This is a genomic window from Streptomyces sp. 3214.6 (assembly GCF_900129855.1).
GTDB classification, from domain to species: Bacteria; Actinomycetota; Actinomycetes; order Streptomycetales; family Streptomycetaceae; genus Streptomyces; species Streptomyces soliscabiei.
Genome location: NZ_LT670819.1, coordinates 2267891 through 2286231, shown reverse-complemented (window position 1 = coordinate 2286231; position 18341 = coordinate 2267891). Strand labels below are relative to the sequence as shown.

General features: G+C 69.9%; 15 protein-coding genes. 6 read left to right on the top strand and 9 right to left on the bottom strand.

Going from position 1 to position 18341, the window contains the following annotated elements; all coding sequences use genetic code 11:
• Positions 1-8: 8 nt before the first annotated feature.
• Positions 9-1637: a carboxylesterase/lipase family protein gene (locus B5557_RS10220; RefSeq protein WP_079658823.1), complete on the top strand. Its 1629-nt coding sequence runs from the start codon at positions 9-11 to the stop codon at positions 1635-1637.
• Positions 1638-1673: 36 nt separating this feature from the next.
• On the opposite strand, the gene mmuM is transcribed toward B5557_RS10220, so the two are convergent.
• Together mmuM and B5557_RS10210 are read right to left on the bottom strand one after the other, a co-directional pair.
• Positions 1674-2615 carry a homocysteine S-methyltransferase gene (gene mmuM / locus B5557_RS10215; RefSeq protein WP_079658822.1) on the bottom strand — a complete coding sequence of 314 codons (942 nt, stop codon included), beginning with the start codon at positions 2613-2615 and terminating at the stop codon, positions 1674-1676.
• A 101-nt stretch (positions 2616-2716) separates the two neighbouring features.
• Complete coding sequence (locus tag B5557_RS10210) at positions 2717-4825, bottom strand: autotransporter (protein WP_079658821.1); 2109 nt, start codon at positions 4823-4825, stop codon at positions 2717-2719.
• A 243-nt stretch (positions 4826-5068) separates the two neighbouring features.
• On the opposite strand from B5557_RS10210, the gene B5557_RS10205 reads away from it, so the two are divergent.
• Positions 5069-6481, top strand: a complete 1413-nt coding sequence (locus B5557_RS10205) for an RICIN domain-containing protein (protein ID WP_079658820.1) — start codon at positions 5069-5071, stop codon at positions 6479-6481.
• A gap of 7 nt (positions 6482-6488) precedes the next feature.
• On the opposite strand, the gene B5557_RS10200 is transcribed toward B5557_RS10205, so the two are convergent.
• Positions 6489-8171: a rhamnogalacturonan lyase B N-terminal domain-containing protein gene (locus tag B5557_RS10200; RefSeq protein ID WP_079658819.1), complete on the bottom strand. Its 1683-nt coding sequence runs from the start codon at positions 8169-8171 to the stop codon at positions 6489-6491.
• A 189-nt stretch (positions 8172-8360) separates the two neighbouring features.
• Between B5557_RS10200 and B5557_RS10195 the strand changes: the two genes are divergently transcribed.
• The 3 genes from B5557_RS10195 (at position 8361) to B5557_RS43610 (ending at position 11760) form a co-directional block, all read left to right on the top strand.
• Positions 8361-9407 (top strand): rhamnogalacturonan acetylesterase, encoded by a 1047-nt coding sequence (locus B5557_RS10195; protein ID WP_079658818.1) that lies wholly within the window; start codon positions 8361-8363, stop codon positions 9405-9407.
• Between the two features lie 102 nt (positions 9408-9509).
• A complete protein-coding gene (locus B5557_RS10190) occupies positions 9510-11261 on the top strand; it encodes a DUF2264 domain-containing protein (protein WP_079658817.1) in 1752 nt (583 codons plus the stop codon).
• 127 nt (positions 11262-11388) lie between these two features.
• Complete coding sequence (locus B5557_RS43610; protein ID WP_079658816.1) at positions 11389-11760, top strand: VOC family protein; 372 nt, start codon at positions 11389-11391, stop codon at positions 11758-11760.
• 35 nt (positions 11761-11795) lie between these two features.
• On the opposite strand, the gene B5557_RS10180 is transcribed toward B5557_RS43610, so the two are convergent.
• The 3 genes from B5557_RS10180 to B5557_RS10170 form a co-directional block, all read right to left on the bottom strand.
• Positions 11796-12392 carry a TetR/AcrR family transcriptional regulator gene (locus B5557_RS10180; protein ID WP_079658815.1) on the bottom strand — a complete coding sequence of 199 codons (597 nt, stop codon included), beginning with the start codon at positions 12390-12392 and terminating at the stop codon, positions 11796-11798.
• 175 nt (positions 12393-12567) lie between these two features.
• A complete protein-coding gene (locus B5557_RS10175) occupies positions 12568-13896 on the bottom strand; it encodes a jacalin-like lectin (protein ID WP_079658814.1) in 1329 nt (442 codons plus the stop codon).
• A 231-nt stretch (positions 13897-14127) separates the two neighbouring features.
• Positions 14128-14772, bottom strand: coding sequence for an NADPH-dependent FMN reductase (locus B5557_RS10170; RefSeq protein WP_079658813.1), 645 nt, complete (start codon positions 14770-14772; stop codon positions 14128-14130).
• Positions 14773-14903: 131 nt separating this feature from the next.
• Here B5557_RS10170 and B5557_RS10165 point away from each other — a divergent pair, with 131 nt between their 5' ends.
• The gene (locus B5557_RS10165; RefSeq protein WP_079658812.1) at positions 14904-15590 is read left to right on the top strand and encodes a TetR/AcrR family transcriptional regulator; all 687 of its coding nucleotides are present in this window, start codon (positions 14904-14906) and stop codon (positions 15588-15590) included.
• 62 nt (positions 15591-15652) lie between these two features.
• Here the strand turns inward: B5557_RS10165 and B5557_RS10160 are convergent, their stop codons facing one another.
• The 3 genes from B5557_RS10160 to B5557_RS10150 are packed head-to-tail and all read right to left on the bottom strand — an operon-like array spanning position 15653 to position 18257.
• Positions 15653-16453 (bottom strand): ABC transporter permease, encoded by an 801-nt coding sequence (locus B5557_RS10160; RefSeq protein WP_079658811.1) that lies wholly within the window; start codon positions 16451-16453, stop codon positions 15653-15655.
• A 5-nt stretch (positions 16454-16458) separates the two neighbouring features.
• Positions 16459-17262, bottom strand: a complete 804-nt coding sequence (locus tag B5557_RS10155; protein WP_079658810.1) for an ABC transporter permease — start codon at positions 17260-17262, stop codon at positions 16459-16461.
• Complete coding sequence (locus B5557_RS10150; protein ID WP_079658809.1) at positions 17262-18257, bottom strand: ABC transporter ATP-binding protein; 996 nt, start codon at positions 18255-18257, stop codon at positions 17262-17264. Before B5557_RS10150 ends, B5557_RS10155 begins: the two co-directional genes overlap by 1 nt.
• Between the last annotated feature and the right edge of the window lie 84 nt (positions 18258-18341).

The window sequence follows — 18341 nt, the reverse complement described above, 5'->3', positions numbered from 1 at the left end:
GTGGGCACATGACAGCAGACCAGGCGAACCCCGTGGTCAGGACGCCGTACGGGGCCGTACGCGGCAGGTACGAGAACGGCGTCGCGGTCTTCAGGGGCATCCCGTACGCCGCCCCGCCGTTCGGTCCCGGGCGCTTTCGGTCCCCCGCGCCGCCGGAGCCCTGGGAGGGCGTGCGCGACGCGGGCGCCTTCGGGCCCACGGCGCCGAAACCGCCGTACTCCGACGCCTTCGCGCAGTACCTGTCCGACCCGGACCTGCCCGGTGACGACTGTCTCAACCTCAACGTGTGGACGCCGGGACCGGGCGCCCGGCTCCCGGTCATGGTGTGGCTGCACGGCGGCGCCCTGACCCGTGGCTCGTCGGCCGTGCCCGTGTACGACGGGCACGCCTTCGCCCGCGACGGCGTCGTCCTCGTCTCGGTCAACTACCGGCTCGGAGTCGAGGGCTACGGACTGTTCCCGGACGCCCCCGCCAACCGCGGACTGCGCGACCAGCTCGCCGCGCTGGCATGGGTCCATCGCTCCATCAGGGCCTTCGGCGGCGACCCCGACCGGGTCACCCTGGCCGGACAGTCCGCCGGAGCGATCAGCGCCGGCGCCCTGATCGCGGCCCCGCAGGCGCAGGGCCTGTTCCACCGGGCCGTTCTGCAGAGCGGACCGCCGGAGGCCTTCGAACGGGACAAGGTCCGGCGCATGGTGCGCCGTATGGCCGCCAGGCTGAAGGTCCCCGCCACCGCCGAGGCCTTCGCCGCCGTCGACCGGGACCTGCTGCTGCGTACCCAGGCCGAGGTCGGCAGGCTCAGCAGCCCCGTCCTGGGCGGGCCCGCCTTCGGCATCGTCGTCGACGGCGACCTCGTCCCACGCGACCCCCTGCGGGCCCTCGTCGACGGGGCAGCGGCCTGCGGCATCGATCTCCTTCTCGGCTGGACCCGCGACGAGTACCGACTGTGGCTGGCCCCGGGCGGTCTGCTGGAGCGCGTCGACCGAATGGGCCCCGTCGCCCTCGCCGGCGCCATGGCCCGCTGTCGCTGCGGCCACGAGGTGCCGCGCGGCTACCGGGCCCTGCACCCCGAGGCCGGCATCGCCGAGATCGTGGGCCAGATGGTCACCGACAACCTGCTGCGCCTGCCCCTGCAACGGCTCGCCGACGCCCGCCCCGGCTCGTCGTACGTGTACGAGTTCGCCTGGCCGTCGCTCAGGCCCGCCCTCGGCGCCTGCCACGCGCTCGAACTCGGGTTCGTCTTCGACACCGGACATACGTCCGAGTCCGCGAAGCTCGCGGGGGACGACGCGCCGCAGGAGCTCGCCGACGCGATGCACGGGGCATGGACACGGTTCGCGGCGACGGGCGACCCCGGCTGGGAGGCCTGGGACGCGGCCCACCCCGTGCGGATCTTTGGCGAGGTCGACGGCGGACCGTACACAGGCGACGACATGGCGCACGGCATGGCGTACACCGCATACGGTCCGCGCGACCGTGAGCTGGCCCTGTGGACGGCGGGCGCGACCGCCGCACCGGGAGAATCCGCCGACGGCACGGCAGCGCCGGACCCGCTGCTCAGCAGGCCCCTGCGCGGCTCGGAGCTCAGGTCTGCAGTGCGCAGGCTGCGCCGCGCAGGGGGAGTGCGGGGCCGCTGAGAGAAGAGGCCTCGGGTGGTCTCCGCGCCGGCCCTTCTATACCGAGGTCAGCGTGCGGGCGATCGAGGCGACCGCCTCCGGGCCGACCCGGCAGCAGCCGCCGATGAGCCGTGCCCCCGACTCCCGCCAGCCCAGGACCTGCTCGGGGGTGAACGTGGAGCGGCCGTTCCAGGCGCGGGCCTCGGCGTCCCAGGCCTCGCCGCTGTTCGGGTAGACGACCACCGGCTTGCCCGTCACCCGCGCCGCGGTCGCCACGGCGGCCTCGACGTCCTCAGGGGCACAGCAGTTCACACCGACCGCGATCACCTCGTCCACGTCGGCAGCCAGGGCGAACGCCTCCTCCAGCGGCTGCCCGGCGCGGGTACGGTCGTCGGCGATCGAGTACGACAGCCAGGCCGGCACGCCGAGACCGCGCACGGCGCGCAGCAGCGCCTCGGCCTCGTCGGCGTCGGGGACCGTTTCCAGCGCCAACACGTCGGGCTCCGCGGCGGCCAGCACTTCGAGTCGAGGACGATGGAAACGCTCCAGCTCCGCGACGCTCAGCCCGTAGCGCCCCCGGTACTCGGAGCCGTCGGCGAGCATCGCCCCGTACGGGCCGACCGACGCGGCCACCCACAGTGGGTGGGCCACCCCGTTGCTCCGCGCCTGCCGGGCCGCTTCCCGGGCCAGGTCCACGCTCTGCGCGAGCAGCCGGGCGGCCTCCTCGTGGTCGATGCCACGCTTCGCGAAACCCTCGAACGTGGCCTGGTAACTGGAGGTGATCGCCACGTTCGCGCCCGCCTCGAAGTACGCGAGATGCGCCTGAGTGATCGCCTCGGGCCGCTCGGCGAGCAGCCGCGCCGACCACAGCTCGTCGCTCAGGTCGTGCCCGGCGGACTCCAGCTGATTGGACATACCGCCGTCCAGGACGACGGTTCCGGCGGCGAGAGCCGCGGTGAGGGACGTCTGCGCGCGAGGGGAAGGGGTGTCGCTGGTCATGTCACGACGCTAGTCGAAGGGACGCCGGACAGCTCGGTCCGTCCAATACATGAACAGCTTGCCCACAATGCGGGATGCCCTCGACGAGGTCACGCGAGGGCTCATCGTCCCTGCGCCGAGTGCCGTCCGCCCCGACGTCGACCGCCGCCCCGCGTGCGCTTGCTCGCCGGGATGAGGAGGGCGCCGAGCAGCCCGGCCGCCAGGACATACGGCCACCAGCCGAACGCGCCGCTGTCGGCCGCGCTCGCGCTGCGCGGCCCGGCCGTCACGGCGCCCGACGACGCCCGTCCGCGCGCGCTCGCCGAGGGGCTCGCGGCCGTGGCAGCGAGGACGACGTCATTGCCGTCGCCGCCCTTGTAACTGATCCGGTAAACGGTGTCGCCGAGTTTCACGTCGGCTCCTTCCCGCAGCCCCTCGAAGGTGCCGGAGGTGGCGGCCCTACCGGTGTTGCTCAGGACGGTGATCTCCCGGCGGGGCGTCGTGCCGGTCGCGGCGGACAGGTCGAGGCCGCCACCCAGCGAGACCTTGCCCGCCACCTTCAAGGGGGTTCCTCCCAGCACCAGTTGGCCCTTGTCGCGCTGCGTGTAGGCGCCGGTCACTGTCAGCCCGCTCGTGACCACGCCCTCGTTCGCCACGGCGCCCGTCACGATGCCCGTGCCGCTGAGCGTGCTCGTCACGCGCAGAGCCGAGCCGCCGGTGTCCAGCCGTGCTCCCGCGGCCGTCAGCCGGATCGCCCTGCTGTTGACGAGGGTCGCCCCGCCCTTGAGCGCGAGGGTGCCCTGCTTGACCGTCGTCGTCCCGGTGTACGTCACGGAGGGGCCCGTGAGCGTCGTCGTCGCCGTACCTGACTGCACGAGCGATCCGCTGCCACCGAGCCGGGACAGGGAGATCGCGGTCTTCGTGTTGCGCACGACGAGCGTGCCGTCGTTCACGATCCGCCGCCGGTCGGTGCCGGTGAGCAGGGAGCCGTCGCCCTGCGGCGATCCCAGTCGCAGGACCGCCCCCTTCTCCACGGTGGTCGAACCGTCGTAGTACTGCGCGGCCGCGAAGGTGACGTCGTTTCCCTTGGTCCCGGCGATGACGAGGTCCCCGGCGCCGGGTGCGGCAAGGGTGTCGTGGTACCTGCCGCCGCCGATCGGTGCGCCCAGGGTGACCGGGCCGTTGTAGTCGAACGTCAGCAGGGAGCGCCGTCCGCTCGCCTCGTGCAGATTGATGTAGACGGTGTCCTTCGTTCCCGGCATGAAGATCGTGTGCGTGGTGCCGTCGCCCCACTGCACGTTCGCGCCCTCGACGTTGGTGCCGCGCTTGTTCAACTGGTGCGCTATCGGCCGCCAGTTGATGCCCGGGTCGCTGAGCGAGGGGTTGGTATCGCCGCCCTGGTCGCTGTAGCTGTACTGCCCCGTGAGGACGACCTTGCTGCCCGGCCGGGTGTGCACGTTGACGTCACTTCCGTACTCCCGCTGGTAGAAGTTCTGCCGCAGCGTGATCGTCTGGTACAGCGGGGTGTCGATGATCCAGGAACCCTGGTTGAGGATCGCCCGGGCATCGGGCAGCGAAACCGGATACTCGGGGCGCCCGACGGCCATCCCGGTGCCGTTGTCGATGACCCCGGAGAAGGGGTGCGTGCCCGCGAGATCGAGGGTGCCCCACATGTTGCGGGGCTGGGTGACCAGGCCCGATCCGCTGATGGTGCCGATGTTGAAGGTGCGGGTCAGCGACAGCCGGAGCGTGCCGTCGACGCGGACGTTGAGCTGGTTGAGCCGGTACCCGGGGGTGTCGTAGGGGAAGTGCCCGATCAGACCCGTGCCCCCACCGGTGCCGTACTGCAGGGTCGTTCCGCGCTCCACCGTGATCGCGGGCGGGTCGGGGTTGCTGACGGTCGTGAACGGGTGGTTTCCACCCTGTGTGCGCACCACCTGTCGACGGCGTGCCTCGGGCAGCGTGAAGTCGCTGTCCTTGCTCAGCACGAGCGTGCCGCCACCGCGCACCGTGAGGCTTCCCTGGCCGCGGAAAACGCCGTCGTACGTGGTCGTCCCCGAGGGCACCGTGACCACTGTGTCGCCGGTGAGCGTCACGTCCCGGTTCGCCAGGACGTCGGCGGTGACGTCACGGGCGCCGGCGGCCACGGCCGGGGGAGCGGCGGCCAGGAGGGCCGCGACGGCCGCGAGGGCGCCGGCGATCGCGCTTGAGGTGTGGAGAGGGCTGTGCACGGATCGGAGACGCGGTGGAGCGAGAGCGATAACAGAAACTTGCTCGCCTCGAAGGATGGCTCGGGCCGCCGGGCCGGAAAACCGATGTCCTGCCCGGAAACCTCCGGAAAGGGCTTTCCATCAAGTCTCGTCCGACCCGTTGACCTGCTCGTAACACACCCTTACCTTTTCGGCGTTCGCCATTCCACATGCCGTTCGCAGTTCCGAACGCCCCTCTTTCGAGAGGCCTATGAAGGAGCCCCGATGAGACGTGCGTACGCGACCCTGCTCGCCCTCTGTCTGGCGCTGATCGGAGCCTTCGCCACCGCGGGAACGGCTCAGGCGGCGCCGCAGACGATCGCCAACGGCACACAGTTCACCGACACTTCGGGCGCTCCCGTGCACGCCCACGGCGGCGGGGTCCTCAAGGTCGGCTCCTACTACTACTGGTTCGGCGAGGACCGCAACGCCGACAACACGTTTCGGTACGTGGACGCCTACCGCTCCACCGACCTGAAGAACTGGGAGTTCCGTAACCACGTCCTGACCCAGTCGAGCGATTCCGAGCTGGCCACCGCCAACATCGAACGTCCGAAGGTCATGTACAACGCGTCCACCGGCAAGTTCGTCATGTGGATGCACAAGGAGAACGGCACCGACTACAGCGAGGCGCGGGCCGCCGTGGCCGTGTCGGACACCGTCGACGGAAACTACACCTGGCAGGGCAGTTTCCGCCCGCTCGGCCAGTACATGTCCCGGGACATCACGGTCTTCGTGGACAGCGACGGCGCCGGCTACATGGTCTCGGCCGCCCGTGAGAACTACGACCTGCAGATCTACCGGCTCACGGCCGACTACACCGGCATCGCGAGCCTCGTCGCCGACCCCTGGCACGACGGCCACCGCGAGGCCCCGGCGCTGTTCAAGCGGGGCGGCGTCTACTTCATGCTCACCTCGGCCGCGACGGGCTGGAACCCCAACCAGCAGCAGTACGCCACGGCGACCTCCCTCGCCGGGCCCTGGACGGCGATGACGAACGTCGGCGACTCCACGGCGTACGGCTCGCAGACCGCGTACGTCCTTCCCGTCCAGGGCACGTCGGGCACCTCCTACCTCTACCTGGGCGATCGCTGGGGCAACTCCTTCGGCGGGACCGTCAATGACTCCCGTTACGTCTGGCTGCCGCTGACCTTCCCCACATCCACCTCGCTGTCGATGTCCTGGTCCCCCGAGGTCACCGTCGACACGGCCGCGGGAACGGTTACCGGCACGAGCGCCACGTACAACACGCTGATCGCCCGGCACAGCGGCAAGTGCGCGGATGTCACGAGCCAGTCCCTCTGGGCCGGGGCCCAGATCAAGCAGTACGACTGCAACGGCGGCAACAACCAGAAATACTGGTTCAAGTCCGTCGGAAGCGGTTACTACCAGTTGGTCGTCAGAAACAGTTCCCTGTGCGTGCAGGAGAACGCGAGCACGGTCAGCCAGGAGAACTGCAACGCGACGGCCGCCGGCCAGCAGTGGTCGCTGACGACCTCGGGCAGCTACGTCAACGTCACCTCCCGGGCGAGCGGCAAGTGCCTGGACGTGAACGGCGCGTCCACCGCCAACTCGGCCGCCGTCATCACCTACACGTGCAACGGTGGGACCAACCAGCAGTGGACGCGTGGAACCTGACGTCAGGTCAGGCAAGCAGGTCGATCGCGTCGATCGAGGTGCCCGCACTGAGGTAGGAGGTCGTCCCCGAACCGCTCACCACGTTGATCTTCAGTACGTTGTACTGGCCGGTGTCCGTGAGCCACGCACTCGCCGGGATGCTGTAGGTGAATGTGTGGTTGTTGCCCCGGTAGGACCCGTTGGTCAGGGACCGGGTGCTCGGCTGGGTGGGCGGGGAGGGGATGGCCGAGGTCCAGGTGTCGTTCACGACGACCTGCGGCCGGCCGTTGGCGTAGGCCGTCGTCACGCCGATGCGCAGGGTGTGCGCGGCGGCGGCCTGGGCGGGGGTCAGTTTGAAGTAGACGAGCAGACCGCTGTTGACGTCCTTCCAGAGATAGCAGGGGAACGCCGAGGTCTCGCTGCCGCTGCCGATCACCACGTTGCCGGTCCAGGCGCCGGCCCGTACGTCCGACGGATGCGCGTACGTCATGAGGTCGGCGTTCTTGAAGCCGCTCGGCGTACCGGTCCAGTCGTTGATCCGCCAGATCGCGCTCGCGTTGCTCGGGTCGTTCGAGGACGGGATCGCGATCGAGTTGAGGGTGGTCGTCCCGCCCGCGGACACCGTCACCTGGGTGCTGTACACGGCGAGCTCGGCCTTGTGAACGGTCAGCGTGTACGTCCCCGGCAGCACACCCGTGATCGAGAAGTAGCCGTCGGAGGAGCGCGCCGGACCCCAGTACTGGGCAGCCGAGTTGGCGAGTCCGACCGTGTACGGGTACGCCGTGTCGCGCCCGGTGATGCCCACCCCGGCGACCCGGCCCCGGCCGCTCGCCCCGACGTATCCGGCGATGCCGAGCGAGTCGGCCCAGGGCGTGGTCAGGGTGCCCGGGAACAGCGACGAGGAGGGGGCGCCGCCGTCCGTGAAGGCGATGACGTACGGGCCCTGGAGGCCGAAGCGCTGTTCCTCCGTCTGGTTCTGGCCGTAGTAGAGGATCTCGTAGAGGCCGCCGCCGTCGGCGCTCTGGTGGCGAAGGAGAGAGCGGTAGAAGGGGCCGCCGGAGGCCTTCTCGTGGTTGCTGCGCACGATCCACAGGCCCCTGCTGCCCGTCGTCCAGCCGATGTGGCTGTAGTCCATGACGCGCAGCCTGGAGTAGTGCTTGGAGCGGGTCTGACCGTCGGACTTCGCGAAGACGTCGGAGGCCTCGATGGTCCTGGTCGTGTACGTGTAGGAGTCGGGCTCGTCGTTGAGGAACAGGCCGGCCTTGACGCGCACGATGTAGCGGGTTGCCGAAACGGACGTGTCGGCCTTGTTGGTCCACAGATAGACGTTGTTCTCGCCGCTGCGGGCCGCGTAGTAGTGCCTGAGCGTGCCGTGGGTGACCGAGATCAGGATCGTCGAGCCGGACTGCCGAATCGTCACGGTGGAGCTGCCGAGCCCCGACTCAATGTGCGAGTTCATGCCGCCGTAGCCCTGGTACTCGGTGCCCCGGTAGACCAGGGAGGTCAGGTCGCCGGTCGTCTTGCTGACCTTGAAGACCAGGTTGGCGCCGGTGTCGACGACGTAGTTCGAGCCGTCGTCGGTGTAGCCGAAGGCCGCCGCGGCGGCCGGGAGGGCGAGCGGGCCGGTGAGGGCGGCCGAGCCGGCGGCGGCCGCGGTGCCGAGGACGAAGGTGCGGCGTCGGACCGGCCTGTGGCTCTCGGATCCGGACATGGGGGTGCCTCCTTCGGGAGGTGTGGGGTGCGGGTGCCTGAGAGAGTGACAGTTGAATCGATTTCGCGAAAGGGCTTTCGCTGGTGTGAGGTTGGCAATCTTGTGAAATCGGTCCAAGGTCTAGAAAGCGCTTGCCAGAGGCGGTACGGTCCTGCCGCCAACCCTGTTGCCGCGCCGGAGGAGCTGCAAGTGAGACGTTTCAACATGGCCGTGCTGGCGGCGCTCACCCTGACCGCGGGTCTGACGGCCGCACCCGCCGCCCACGCCCACGGCGGCCGCGCACCCCTCGGCATCGACAACTGCACCGCCACCGCATGTCACTTCGACGTCCCGCCCGGCACCTACGACGTGAAGGTCGTCCTCGGCGGCGACATCGACTCGAGCACCGCCATCACCGGAGAGACGCGGCGCGCCCTCCTCCCCGAAACCGCTGCCCCCGCCGGTGAACGCGTCTCCCGCAGTTTCACGGTCGACGTCCGCACCCCCGAGGGCGAGCCCACCGGCGCCGACGGAACTCCCGGCCTGGACCTGACACTCGGCGGCTCGGCGCCGGCCCTGGCCGACATCAGGGTCACCCCCTCCCGGCACGCCCGGCAGATCTTCCTCATCGGCGACTCCACGGTCTGCGACCAACCCGCCGACCCGTACACCGGCTGGGGCCAGCAGCTGCCGCAGTATCTGCGCAAGGGCGTCTCGGTCGCCAACTACGCCGATTCCGGGGAGAGTACGGTCACCTATCTGGGGAACCCGCAGCTGTGGGCCACGGTCCAGCCGCTGATCCGCCCCGGCGACCTCGTCCTGGTCCAGCTCGCCCACAACGACAAGACGACCGACGAGGCGACGTACCGGGCGAACCTCGAGACACTGGTGGCGGGAGCGCGGGAGAAGGGCGGCCGGCCGGTCCTCGTCACCCCCATCGTGCGCCGCTGGTTCAGCGCCGACGGCACTCTGAACAATGGAACAGCCCTGCTGGTCAACGGACTTGGCGTCGATCACCCGGCGGTGATCCGCTCGGTCGCGGCCGCGCAGGACATTCCGCTGATCGACCTCACCGCCAAGACCAAGGCTCTCGTGGAGTCCCTCGGCGTCGAGGGCTCCAAGGCGCTCTACCTCTACAACGAAAGACGCGACAACACGCACACCTCCGTGCACGGAGCCACGGTCTACGCGGGCCTGGTCCGCGACGAACTCGTCGCCCGGCATCTGGTGCCGAGGGGCACCGTGCGGGCGGGATGAACGCCTGGGGGCGCCCCGACCGGAACCGGGACGCCCCCAGGTCCTGGCATCCCCAGGCCACGACCTGGGTCCCGACCCGGCCGCGAAGGAAAGAAACAGCACATGCACCTGCCCCCGCCCGACCCCGCCCGCAGCCCCCGAACGGGCTACACCCGCGCCCACTGGGAGGCGGCCGCGGACGCCCTGCTCGCCGCAGTGGAGCCGTACGCCACCGAAGATCGCGCCCTCTACCACTTTCCCGGCAGCCGAGAGAGCTGGTCGGGCCGCCTCTCCGACGGCCTGGAGGGCTACGCCCGCACCCTGCTGCTGGCCGCCTTCCGCCGCGACGAGAACGCGCTGGAGCGTTACGCGACCGGTCTCGAAGCCGGAGTCCTCGGCGTCTGGCCCAGCATCGCAGACCGGAGCCAGCCGCTCGTCGAGGCCGCGTCGATCGCCCTCGCGCTGCGACTGACCCGTCCGCTGCTCTGGGACCGCCTCGACGACGGCGTCCGACAGCGCGCGGCGGCCTGGCTCGGCGACGCGCTGACCGCCGAACCCTGGCCCTGCAACTGGGAACTGTTCCCGGTCACCGTGGGCGGCTTCCTGGAGTCGATCGGCCACGAGCCGGAGGCCTCCCGCAAGGCCGTCGACCGCGGCCTGGAACGCATCGAGCAGTGGTACGTCGGCGACGGCTGGTACACCGACGGACCCGGCCGCGCCTTCGACTACTACAACGGCTGGGCGATGCACCTCTACCCGGTCCTGCACGCCTGGCTGGCCGACGACCCGGACCTCCTCGCCCTCTACGGCGGACGGCTCAGGGCCCATCTCGCCGACTACGCCCGCCTGTTCGGCGGCGACGGGGCGCCGATGCACCAGGGCCGCTCCCTCACCTACCGCTTCGCCACCACCGCCCCCCTGTGGCTGGGCGCCCTGACCGGCCATACCCCGCTGCCCCCCGGAGAGACCCGCCGCCTTGCCTCGGGCACGCTGAAGTACTTTCTGGAACGGGACGCGGTCGACGAGCGCGGCCTGCTGACCCTCGGCTGGCACGGCCCCGACGAGTCGGTCCTGCAGGGCTATTCGGGACCCGCCTCCCCCTACTGGGCGAGCAAGGGTTTCCTCGGTCTGCTGCTTCCACCGGAACACGAGGTGTGGACGGCGCGGGAAGCGGCCGGACCGGTGGAACAAGGAGACGCGGTCACCCCACTTTCTGCCCCCAACTGGCTGGTGCAGTCGACGAGTTCGGACGGCCTGGTGCGCCTGCACAACCACGGCAGCGAGGACGTCCGCTACGACCCCTACTACACACGGTTCGCGTACTCCACGGTCACCCGGCCGCTTGACTCGCCACCGGACAACGTCGTCGTGGTCGGCGGTGACGCGCACCGTGAGGGCATCGTCCCGCTCGGGGTGGGAGAGGGCTGGGCGGCCTCCAGGTACGTGCTGGACTCCGGCGCCGAGGTCACCAGTCTGGTGGTGGCCGACGGCGCGCTGGAGGTGCGGGTCCATCTGGTGGCCGGCGCGGCGCCGGGGACGCAGGTGCAGGTCACGGGCTGGGCGCCGGTGGAGGGCGCGGGTGAGCGAGCCGACCTGGTTCCCGTGCACGGCCTGACGGGCACGTCGGTGCTGTCGGGCGTGCTGGGGGACGGCCCCGGGACTCTCTTCGTCGCGCTGGCCCGCCTCACTGCCGAGCCCGCCCCCCTGCCCCTCCGGGAACTGGTGGCCGTGGAGGTGCGGGGGGCGGGCACCGGCCGGCCCCATGGGACATACGACCTGATCGTCCGCTGGCCGACGGGCTCGGAGAACCGGTTCTCCTTCACGGTTTCAAGCGAGCGATCCGAAGCGTCGTCGTGGTCGGTGAAGCCCCGTTGAGAGCCGTCGCGTAGGTATCGTGTGTCGTGCAACTGTCATGGCCCGTGGTGGCCGCGGGGGAGGAATCGGTTGCCGTGCCAGGAAAACTCCGTTGTCGCGGACAAGCGGTGTCCACAAGAATCCGCGCATGACTTCTGCCATCCACCATGTGACGATCGACAGTTCCGACGCCTACGCCCTCGGGAGTTTCTGGGCCGAGGTTCTCGGCCAGCCCCTCGCCGAGGACGACGAGCCGGGTGACCCCGAGGTGCTGATCGAGGGCGCGGGCCTGCTCTTCGTCACCGTCCCGGAGCCCAAGAGCAAGAAGAACCGCGTCCACTTCGACCTCCAGCCGCAGGACCGCACCCGTGAGGAGGAGGTCGAGCGGCTGCTGGCCCTCGGCGCCACCCTGGTCGACGACCGCCGCCGGCCCGACGGCACCGGGTGGGCGGTCCTCGTGGACCCGGAAGGGAACGAGTTCTGCGTGGAGCGCAGTGAGGGAGAGCGGGCCGCCGGCTGAGAAGGCGGTCTCCGGGCAGGGAGACTGACGCGACGTCAGCCTACGGTGGCGTCCTCCCGCGGCCAGTGGGTGAGTGCCAGGTGCAGGGCGTCGATCGCCTTGTTCCATGACCGCTGCACATCCCGGGGTGCACCGAAGCCTCCGCCGGCCTCCAGCACGCAGTACCCGTGAAACGTGCTGCGCAACAGGCGGACCGCGTCGGTGATGTCGGGTTCGTCAAGGCGGTAGGCGCGGAGCATCCCGTAGGTGATGTCGACGGTGCGGCGCAGGACGGGGGATTCGGCGGCCAGCTCCTGGTCGAGTTCGTCGTCGATACGGATCTGGGTGGCGGCGTACCGTCCCGGGTGCCGCAGGGCGTACTCCCGATAGGCCCCCGCGAAAGCGACCAACGCGTCCTTGCCGGCGAGTCCTACGACGGCTGCGGCGATCTGGTCGATCATCTCGCCGCCGACGAGCAGCGCGAGCCTGGTTCGCAGCTCCCGGAGGTTCTTGACGTGCGAGTACAGGCTCGCGTCCTTGACCCCGAAGCGCCGGGCCAGCGCCGAGATGCTGACGTTGTCGAAGCCGACCTCGTCGGCCAGCTCGGCGGCGCCTTCGACGAGGCGGTCGGTGGTGAGGCCGACTCGTGGCATGGAGGGGACCGCCTTGTGTGCGCTCGGGCCTAGGGCTACTGGGCAGGATCTTAAAGGTCCCGCGCGCCCGAAACCGCCTACCCGGACGCTTCCACGCGAGGGGACGGCCGGCCCGCCGCAGGCCTGGCGGAGCCTGGGCGGGGTCCTCGGCGGAAGCGTCCTGGCGTGACGAGGTTCAGCTGATCGGCGCGTACAGCACGCCCAGCTTGTCCATCTCGTCGCCCGCGCGGCCCGTGAAGCCGACGATCTGCCAGCCGGACGGGGCCGTGAACGTGGTCGTGTCGGCCGTCGCGGTGCCCGAGGACAGCGTGCGGCCCTTGTCCGTGGTGAACGCCGCGGAGAAGATCCTTGTACGGCCGTCCTTCTGGCCCTGCGTCAGCTTCACCGAGGTGAGGTGCTCGCCCGTCGCCAGCGTCAGCGACGTCGCCGTACCGCCCGTGCCTCCGTGGGTGACCGTCGTACCACCGTCGTACGTCAGCGCCACCGCGTCCAAGCGGGCGCTGCCACGCAGGGTCAGCGCCCGCGGGGCCGGGGCGGCGGGCAGGTCGTCCGCGTCGTTGAACGCCGTGCCGTGCGGACCGCCGAAGAAGTCACTCGCGCGCACGCTCGGGTTGAGGGTGTAGGAGAAGTCGACCGTGTGCGGGAAGTGGTCCGAGAGGTTGCCTCCCGCGGAGTCCAGGAACGACGCCCATTCGTTCTTGTAACGGGTCGCGTTCAGGGTCAGGAGCTTGCTGCTCCGGTACAAGACCTTGTCCACGACCTCGCAGTCGTTCGTCGGCGCGGTCGTCGGGCACAGCAGCGGGTCGGCGCCCTGGGTGGGCCGGGTGCCGCCCTTCACCAGCTTCACCCACGCGTCGGTCAGGCCGTTCTCGTCGGCGAGGGTGCGGATGTTGTCTCCGGCTCGGGTGTAGCGCGTGTTGGTGTCGCCCATCACGAGCACCGCGTTGCCTGACGAGTTCGCCTGGATGAAGTCCGACAGTTGCTTGATGTTGGCGCGTCGGGCGGCCAGCGCGTCAGCGGAGTCGTCGGCGTTGGTGTGGACGTTGTAGAGGTCCACGAAGACGCCCTCGGCCAGGCGGACCCGGGACAGCGTGAAGCCCTTCGGCGTAAGGCAGTTGGTCCCGGTGCAGTTGTTCCACCGCACCCGCTCGAAGTCCTCGAAGGCGTAGTTCGAGAGGGTGTTGAGGCCGTCGCCTATGGCCGCGCCGCCACTCGTCGCGGTGCGGTACGGGTGGTTGTCGCCCGCGTAGAGCGCGGCGTGATAGTTGAAGTCCTCCTGCACGTTGACGATGTCGTACGCCGCCAACTTCGGTGAGATCAGCGGGGTGTTGGTGGCCGGGTGGCCGGAGCTGAGTCCCTCGGGCAGGCCCGCGACGTTGTACGTCAGGACGTTGAAGCTGCCGGACGCGGCGGCGGGCGCGGCCTGGGCGGGCAGGGCGGCGGTCGCGGTGAGGCCGGTGATGGCCAGGACGCCGGCTGCCAGGGTGCCGATGAGTCGTCTCATGTGGGGGTGTCTCCGGTCGGGGAGGTGGCGGCGAGAAGGTGAACAGAGCTCAGATTGAGGCCGACCGGTGTGACACACAAGGTCTGTTGAGGAAACAGTGAGTGCCGGGGGGAAAACGCTTACCGCCGCTTGTTCTGCTTGTGCTGTTTGCGGTGCTTGGGCGCTCCAGTGCGGAGCGGCGTTCACGTCGTGATGTCGAGGACCGATATCACCGAGCCGGTGATCGCGACCTCAGCCCTGGTAGGGGTGGCTCGCGCGGGCGCTCCGCAACGTCCGCCCCCACCAAGTGAGTTGGCCGATCATGCCCTTTGCGGCGCCCTCGCAGACGGCCGCGTCGCGCGGTGTGCCGTCCTCCCCGAGCCCTGACCAAGGGCCGTGCAGGCTCACGGCGTCCCGCACGGTCATGGCGTGCAACTCGGCGAATACCAGCCGCAGTTGCTCCACCGCTCGGATGCCGCCGGCGAGACCGCCGTAGGAGACGAATCCGACCGGCTTGGCCTGCCACTGCGAGTGGTGCCAGTCGATGAAGTTCTTCAGTGCGGCAGGGAAGCTGTGGTTGTACTCGGGGGTGACGACGACGAAGGCGTCCGCGGCGGCCAGCCGTGGTGAGACGTCCGCCAGTACGGCCGCGGTCTCGGGGCTCGGCGAGCCGCCCCAGCCGGGCATGACCAGGGGCAGGTCGGTGTCGGCGAGGTCGATGACGTCCAGGTCCAGGCTGTCGTGTCCGGTGGCGGTGTCGAGGAACCAGTCCGCTACGGCGCGGCCCTGACGACCCTCGCGGACGCTGCCGATGACGACGGCCACGCGCAGCGGGGCGTCGTTCTCGACAGCGGTTGTGACGGCTGTTTCGGCGGTGGGCGGGTTACCGGCAGGCATGGGTGTCCCCCTGTTTCTTCCTCACGGCCCTTGCGGGGCGGGACGGCCGCGCGATGCGGCCTCACCTTCGGTAAGCTACAACGAGCGTTGTAAAAAGTACAACGCTCGTTGTAATCGGCGAGGGGTCGAGGGTGGGCACAACCAACGAGAGCTGGGTTGACGAGGCGCGGCGCTCGGTCTCGCCCCGCAAACTGGAAAAGCAGATGGCGATCGCAAGCACGGCCTGCACCGTCTTCGGTCGAGAGGGGTACGCGCGCGCCTCCGTGGATGCCCTCGCGGCCGAGGCCGGCGTCTCGACGCGCACGCTCTACAACCACTTCCCCGGCGGCAAGGCGCAGCTCTTCGGTGCGGTCGTCACCTGGACGTCAGGCGAGGTAAAGGACGCCCAACTCGCCTGCCTGCACGGCGTGTTGGACCCGGATCGGCCACCTCGGCCGCAGGATCTGGAGCATGACCTCGTCACCCTCGCCCGCGGCTTCGTCGGCCTCATGGCGGAGTACCCGAATCACTTCGCCCTCGTCCGCCACATCCACGCCGAGGCCGACCACGTCCCACGCGAGGTGCTCGACGCCTGGCGGGACGCGGGGCCGGGCCCCGTCGGCCGCGCCCTGGCCGAGGCCATGGAGAGCCTCGCCGCCGCCGGTCTGCTCGACGTGCACGGCGACGCGACCCTCGCGGCGACGCACTTCACGGCGTTGGTCTCCCACGCGATCACGGAGCGCTCCCACTACGGGGTGGTGCCACTGCCGAAGGAGGAGACCGAGCGTTTGATGAGTGGCGGTGTCGCGGCTTTTCTGCGGGCGTACCGTGCCACGTGATCCAAGCGGTACGGACGAGGAGCGGGATCATCAGTGGCCCGCGGACCTTCCTGCCGCGGGCGTCATCCGTTCACCCCCGTGTAGTGGCCGAGGCTCCACCGCCACAGCAGCCGTGAGCCGATGTACGCCAGCAGGCCCACCAGCGGGGATGCCGCCGCCAGCCAGTAGGGGACGCCGGTGTCGTGGCCGTGGCCGGTCAGGATGGCGGCCGGGAAGTACGCGACGAAGGCGAGGGGAAGGCCGTAGGTCAGCAAGCCGCCCACTGCCTTGGGCAGCACGTTGAGCGGGTAGCTGCCGAACGTGCCGAGCAGTTCCTCGAGCCAACCGCCCCAGTAGTCGGCGGCCGGGAAGCGCAGGGCGGCGGAGGCCACCGCCGTGAACAAGGCGGCCTCCAGGAGCATGCCGCCGAGCACGGCCACGATCAGGTAAGAGGTCCGGCCCGCCGTCCAGTCGAGGTGACTGCGACTGAGCGCGCCCACCATCAGGGCCACCGCAACGGTCAGATCACCGATGGCATTGGTGGGAAACACGCGCAACTGCACCTGGAGATGTACCGGCATGGGCCGCACCAGGCAGACGTCGATCCTGCCTTCCTGGATGAAGTGACCGATTCCGTGCATCCGTCCCAGGAAGAGGACGAACAGACCGTGGGCGAGCATCCGGGTCGCCGGGATGAGCAGCACGTCCGAGCTGTCCCAGCCGCCCATCCCGCTGAAACGGGTCAGCAGCACGGTTGCGAAAACGATCACCGAGACCTGCCAGACGGCGCCGATCGCGACCATCATCAGAAACTCGGAACGGTACTCCAGCTGAGCGCGGAAGTTGAGACGCGTGATCCGCCACGCGAGACGTATGGCTTTCAAGCGCGTCAACCCCCTTGCGAGATGACCTGCCGGGCGGCGAGTCGCCACACCAGCCGGGTGAACAGGGCCAGCGCCACCGCCCACGCGGCCTGCACCAGCAGGGCGGCCCCGGCGTCCGACAGCGGGATGCGGCCCACGTAGAGCGACAACGGCACGCTCAGCGTGGCCTGGAACGGCAGGAAACCGCTCAGCGTGACGAACCAGTCGGGGAAGAACCACAACGGCGCGTACACCCCCGACAACAGGTTCTGCGCGAAGATCAGGATGAGCATCGCGGCGCTGTTGCGCAGGGTGAAGAAGCACAGCTGGTCGATGACCAGCATGACGTAGTACAGGATCCACTGGCCGAGCAGCAGACTCAGCGCGAACACCCCCGCCACGGCGGCCGACCCGGGCGGTTCCACCGCTTTGGCCGCGAGGCAGACCGCATACCCGGTCAACGCCCAGGCCAGACCGTACAGTTGCTCGCCGAGGGCACGCAGGGCGTAGTAGCGCTGGGGTGACAGCGGGCGCAGGTACCAGTAGACGATGGTGCCGAAGTGCATGTGCTGGATCACGCTGTCCCGGCCCGCGTACTGGTCCAACTCCCGAAGCCGGGAGGCGAGTACGGCCAGTACGGCGTAGGTGACGGCCTGGTCGCGGGTCATTCCGGCGGTGGTGCCGGTGTGGGCGTACAGACCGTGCCACAGGGACGCCACCAGCACCACCTGGACGGCCAGACGGAGCAGGACGGCGGTCATCCGGGGCGGGGTGTGCAGCTCACCCAGCGGGGTGACCCGCGCGGCACGCCAGGCGTGCAGGACCGCCATCACATGTCCCCGGCCTGCACGTACGCGGCCCGCATCACGTCCTCCAACTCGGCCTCGTCCAGGGCGACGTCCGTCACCTCGTACCGCTCGATGACCGACTTCAGCGCCTGGTGCACGGTCGGCGCACCGGATCCGTCCGGGCCGAAGACCACCCGTGAGCCCTCGTGCCGCACAACCGTGATCCCCGGCAGCGCCACGACCTCGGCGTGCGGGTCGGCAAGGGTGGCCCGCACCTGCCAGGTGGAGCCGAACGTGCGGCGGATCTCGTCCAGGGTGCCGTCCAGAACCAGCCGTCCGTGGTTGATCAGCACCACGCGCTCGGCGAGCCGTTCCACCTCCGTCATGTCGTGCGTGGTCAACAGGACGGTGCGGCCGCGCTGTTCGACCTGATGCCGAAGAAACTCGCGGACCTGCTCCTTCACCACCACGTCCATCCCGATCGTCGGCTCGTCGAGGAAGACGACCGGCGGGTCGTGCAGCAGCGCCGCGGCGAGGTCGCAGCGCACGCGCTGGCCGAGGGAGAGGTGGCGCACCCGGGTGTCCCAGAAGGAGGAGAGCTCCAGAAGGTCGTCGAACTCCTTGAGGCGCGCGGCGTGTTCGGCCTTCGGCACCTCGTAGATGTCGCGCAGGATCGCGAACGACTCGCGCACCGGCAGGTCCCACCACAACTGGGTGCGCTGCCCGAACACGGCCCCGATGTTTCGGGCGTTGCGTTCCCGCTCCCGGTACGGCGCCACGCCCGCGACGCGTGCCTCGCCGGACGTGGGGGTGAGGATGCCGGTGAGCATCTTGATGGTGGTGGACTTTCCGGCGCCGTTCGGGCCGAGCAGGGCGAGGAGCTCGCCCGCGGCCACGTCGAAGGTGATGTCGCAGACGGCGTGCTTGGCGACCCGCTCCGGGTTGACCAGGGAACGCAGGCCTCCCACGAGGCCTGGCCGGCGGACGGTGGTGTGGAAGGTGCGGGACAGGCCGCGCACCTCGATGCTGCCGATCACTCGTTCAACCTCCAATGAAGCGCGGCCGGCCGACTGGGAGCCGGCCGGCCGCGGGAGACGTCATCACCGTGTCGGAATCTGGAT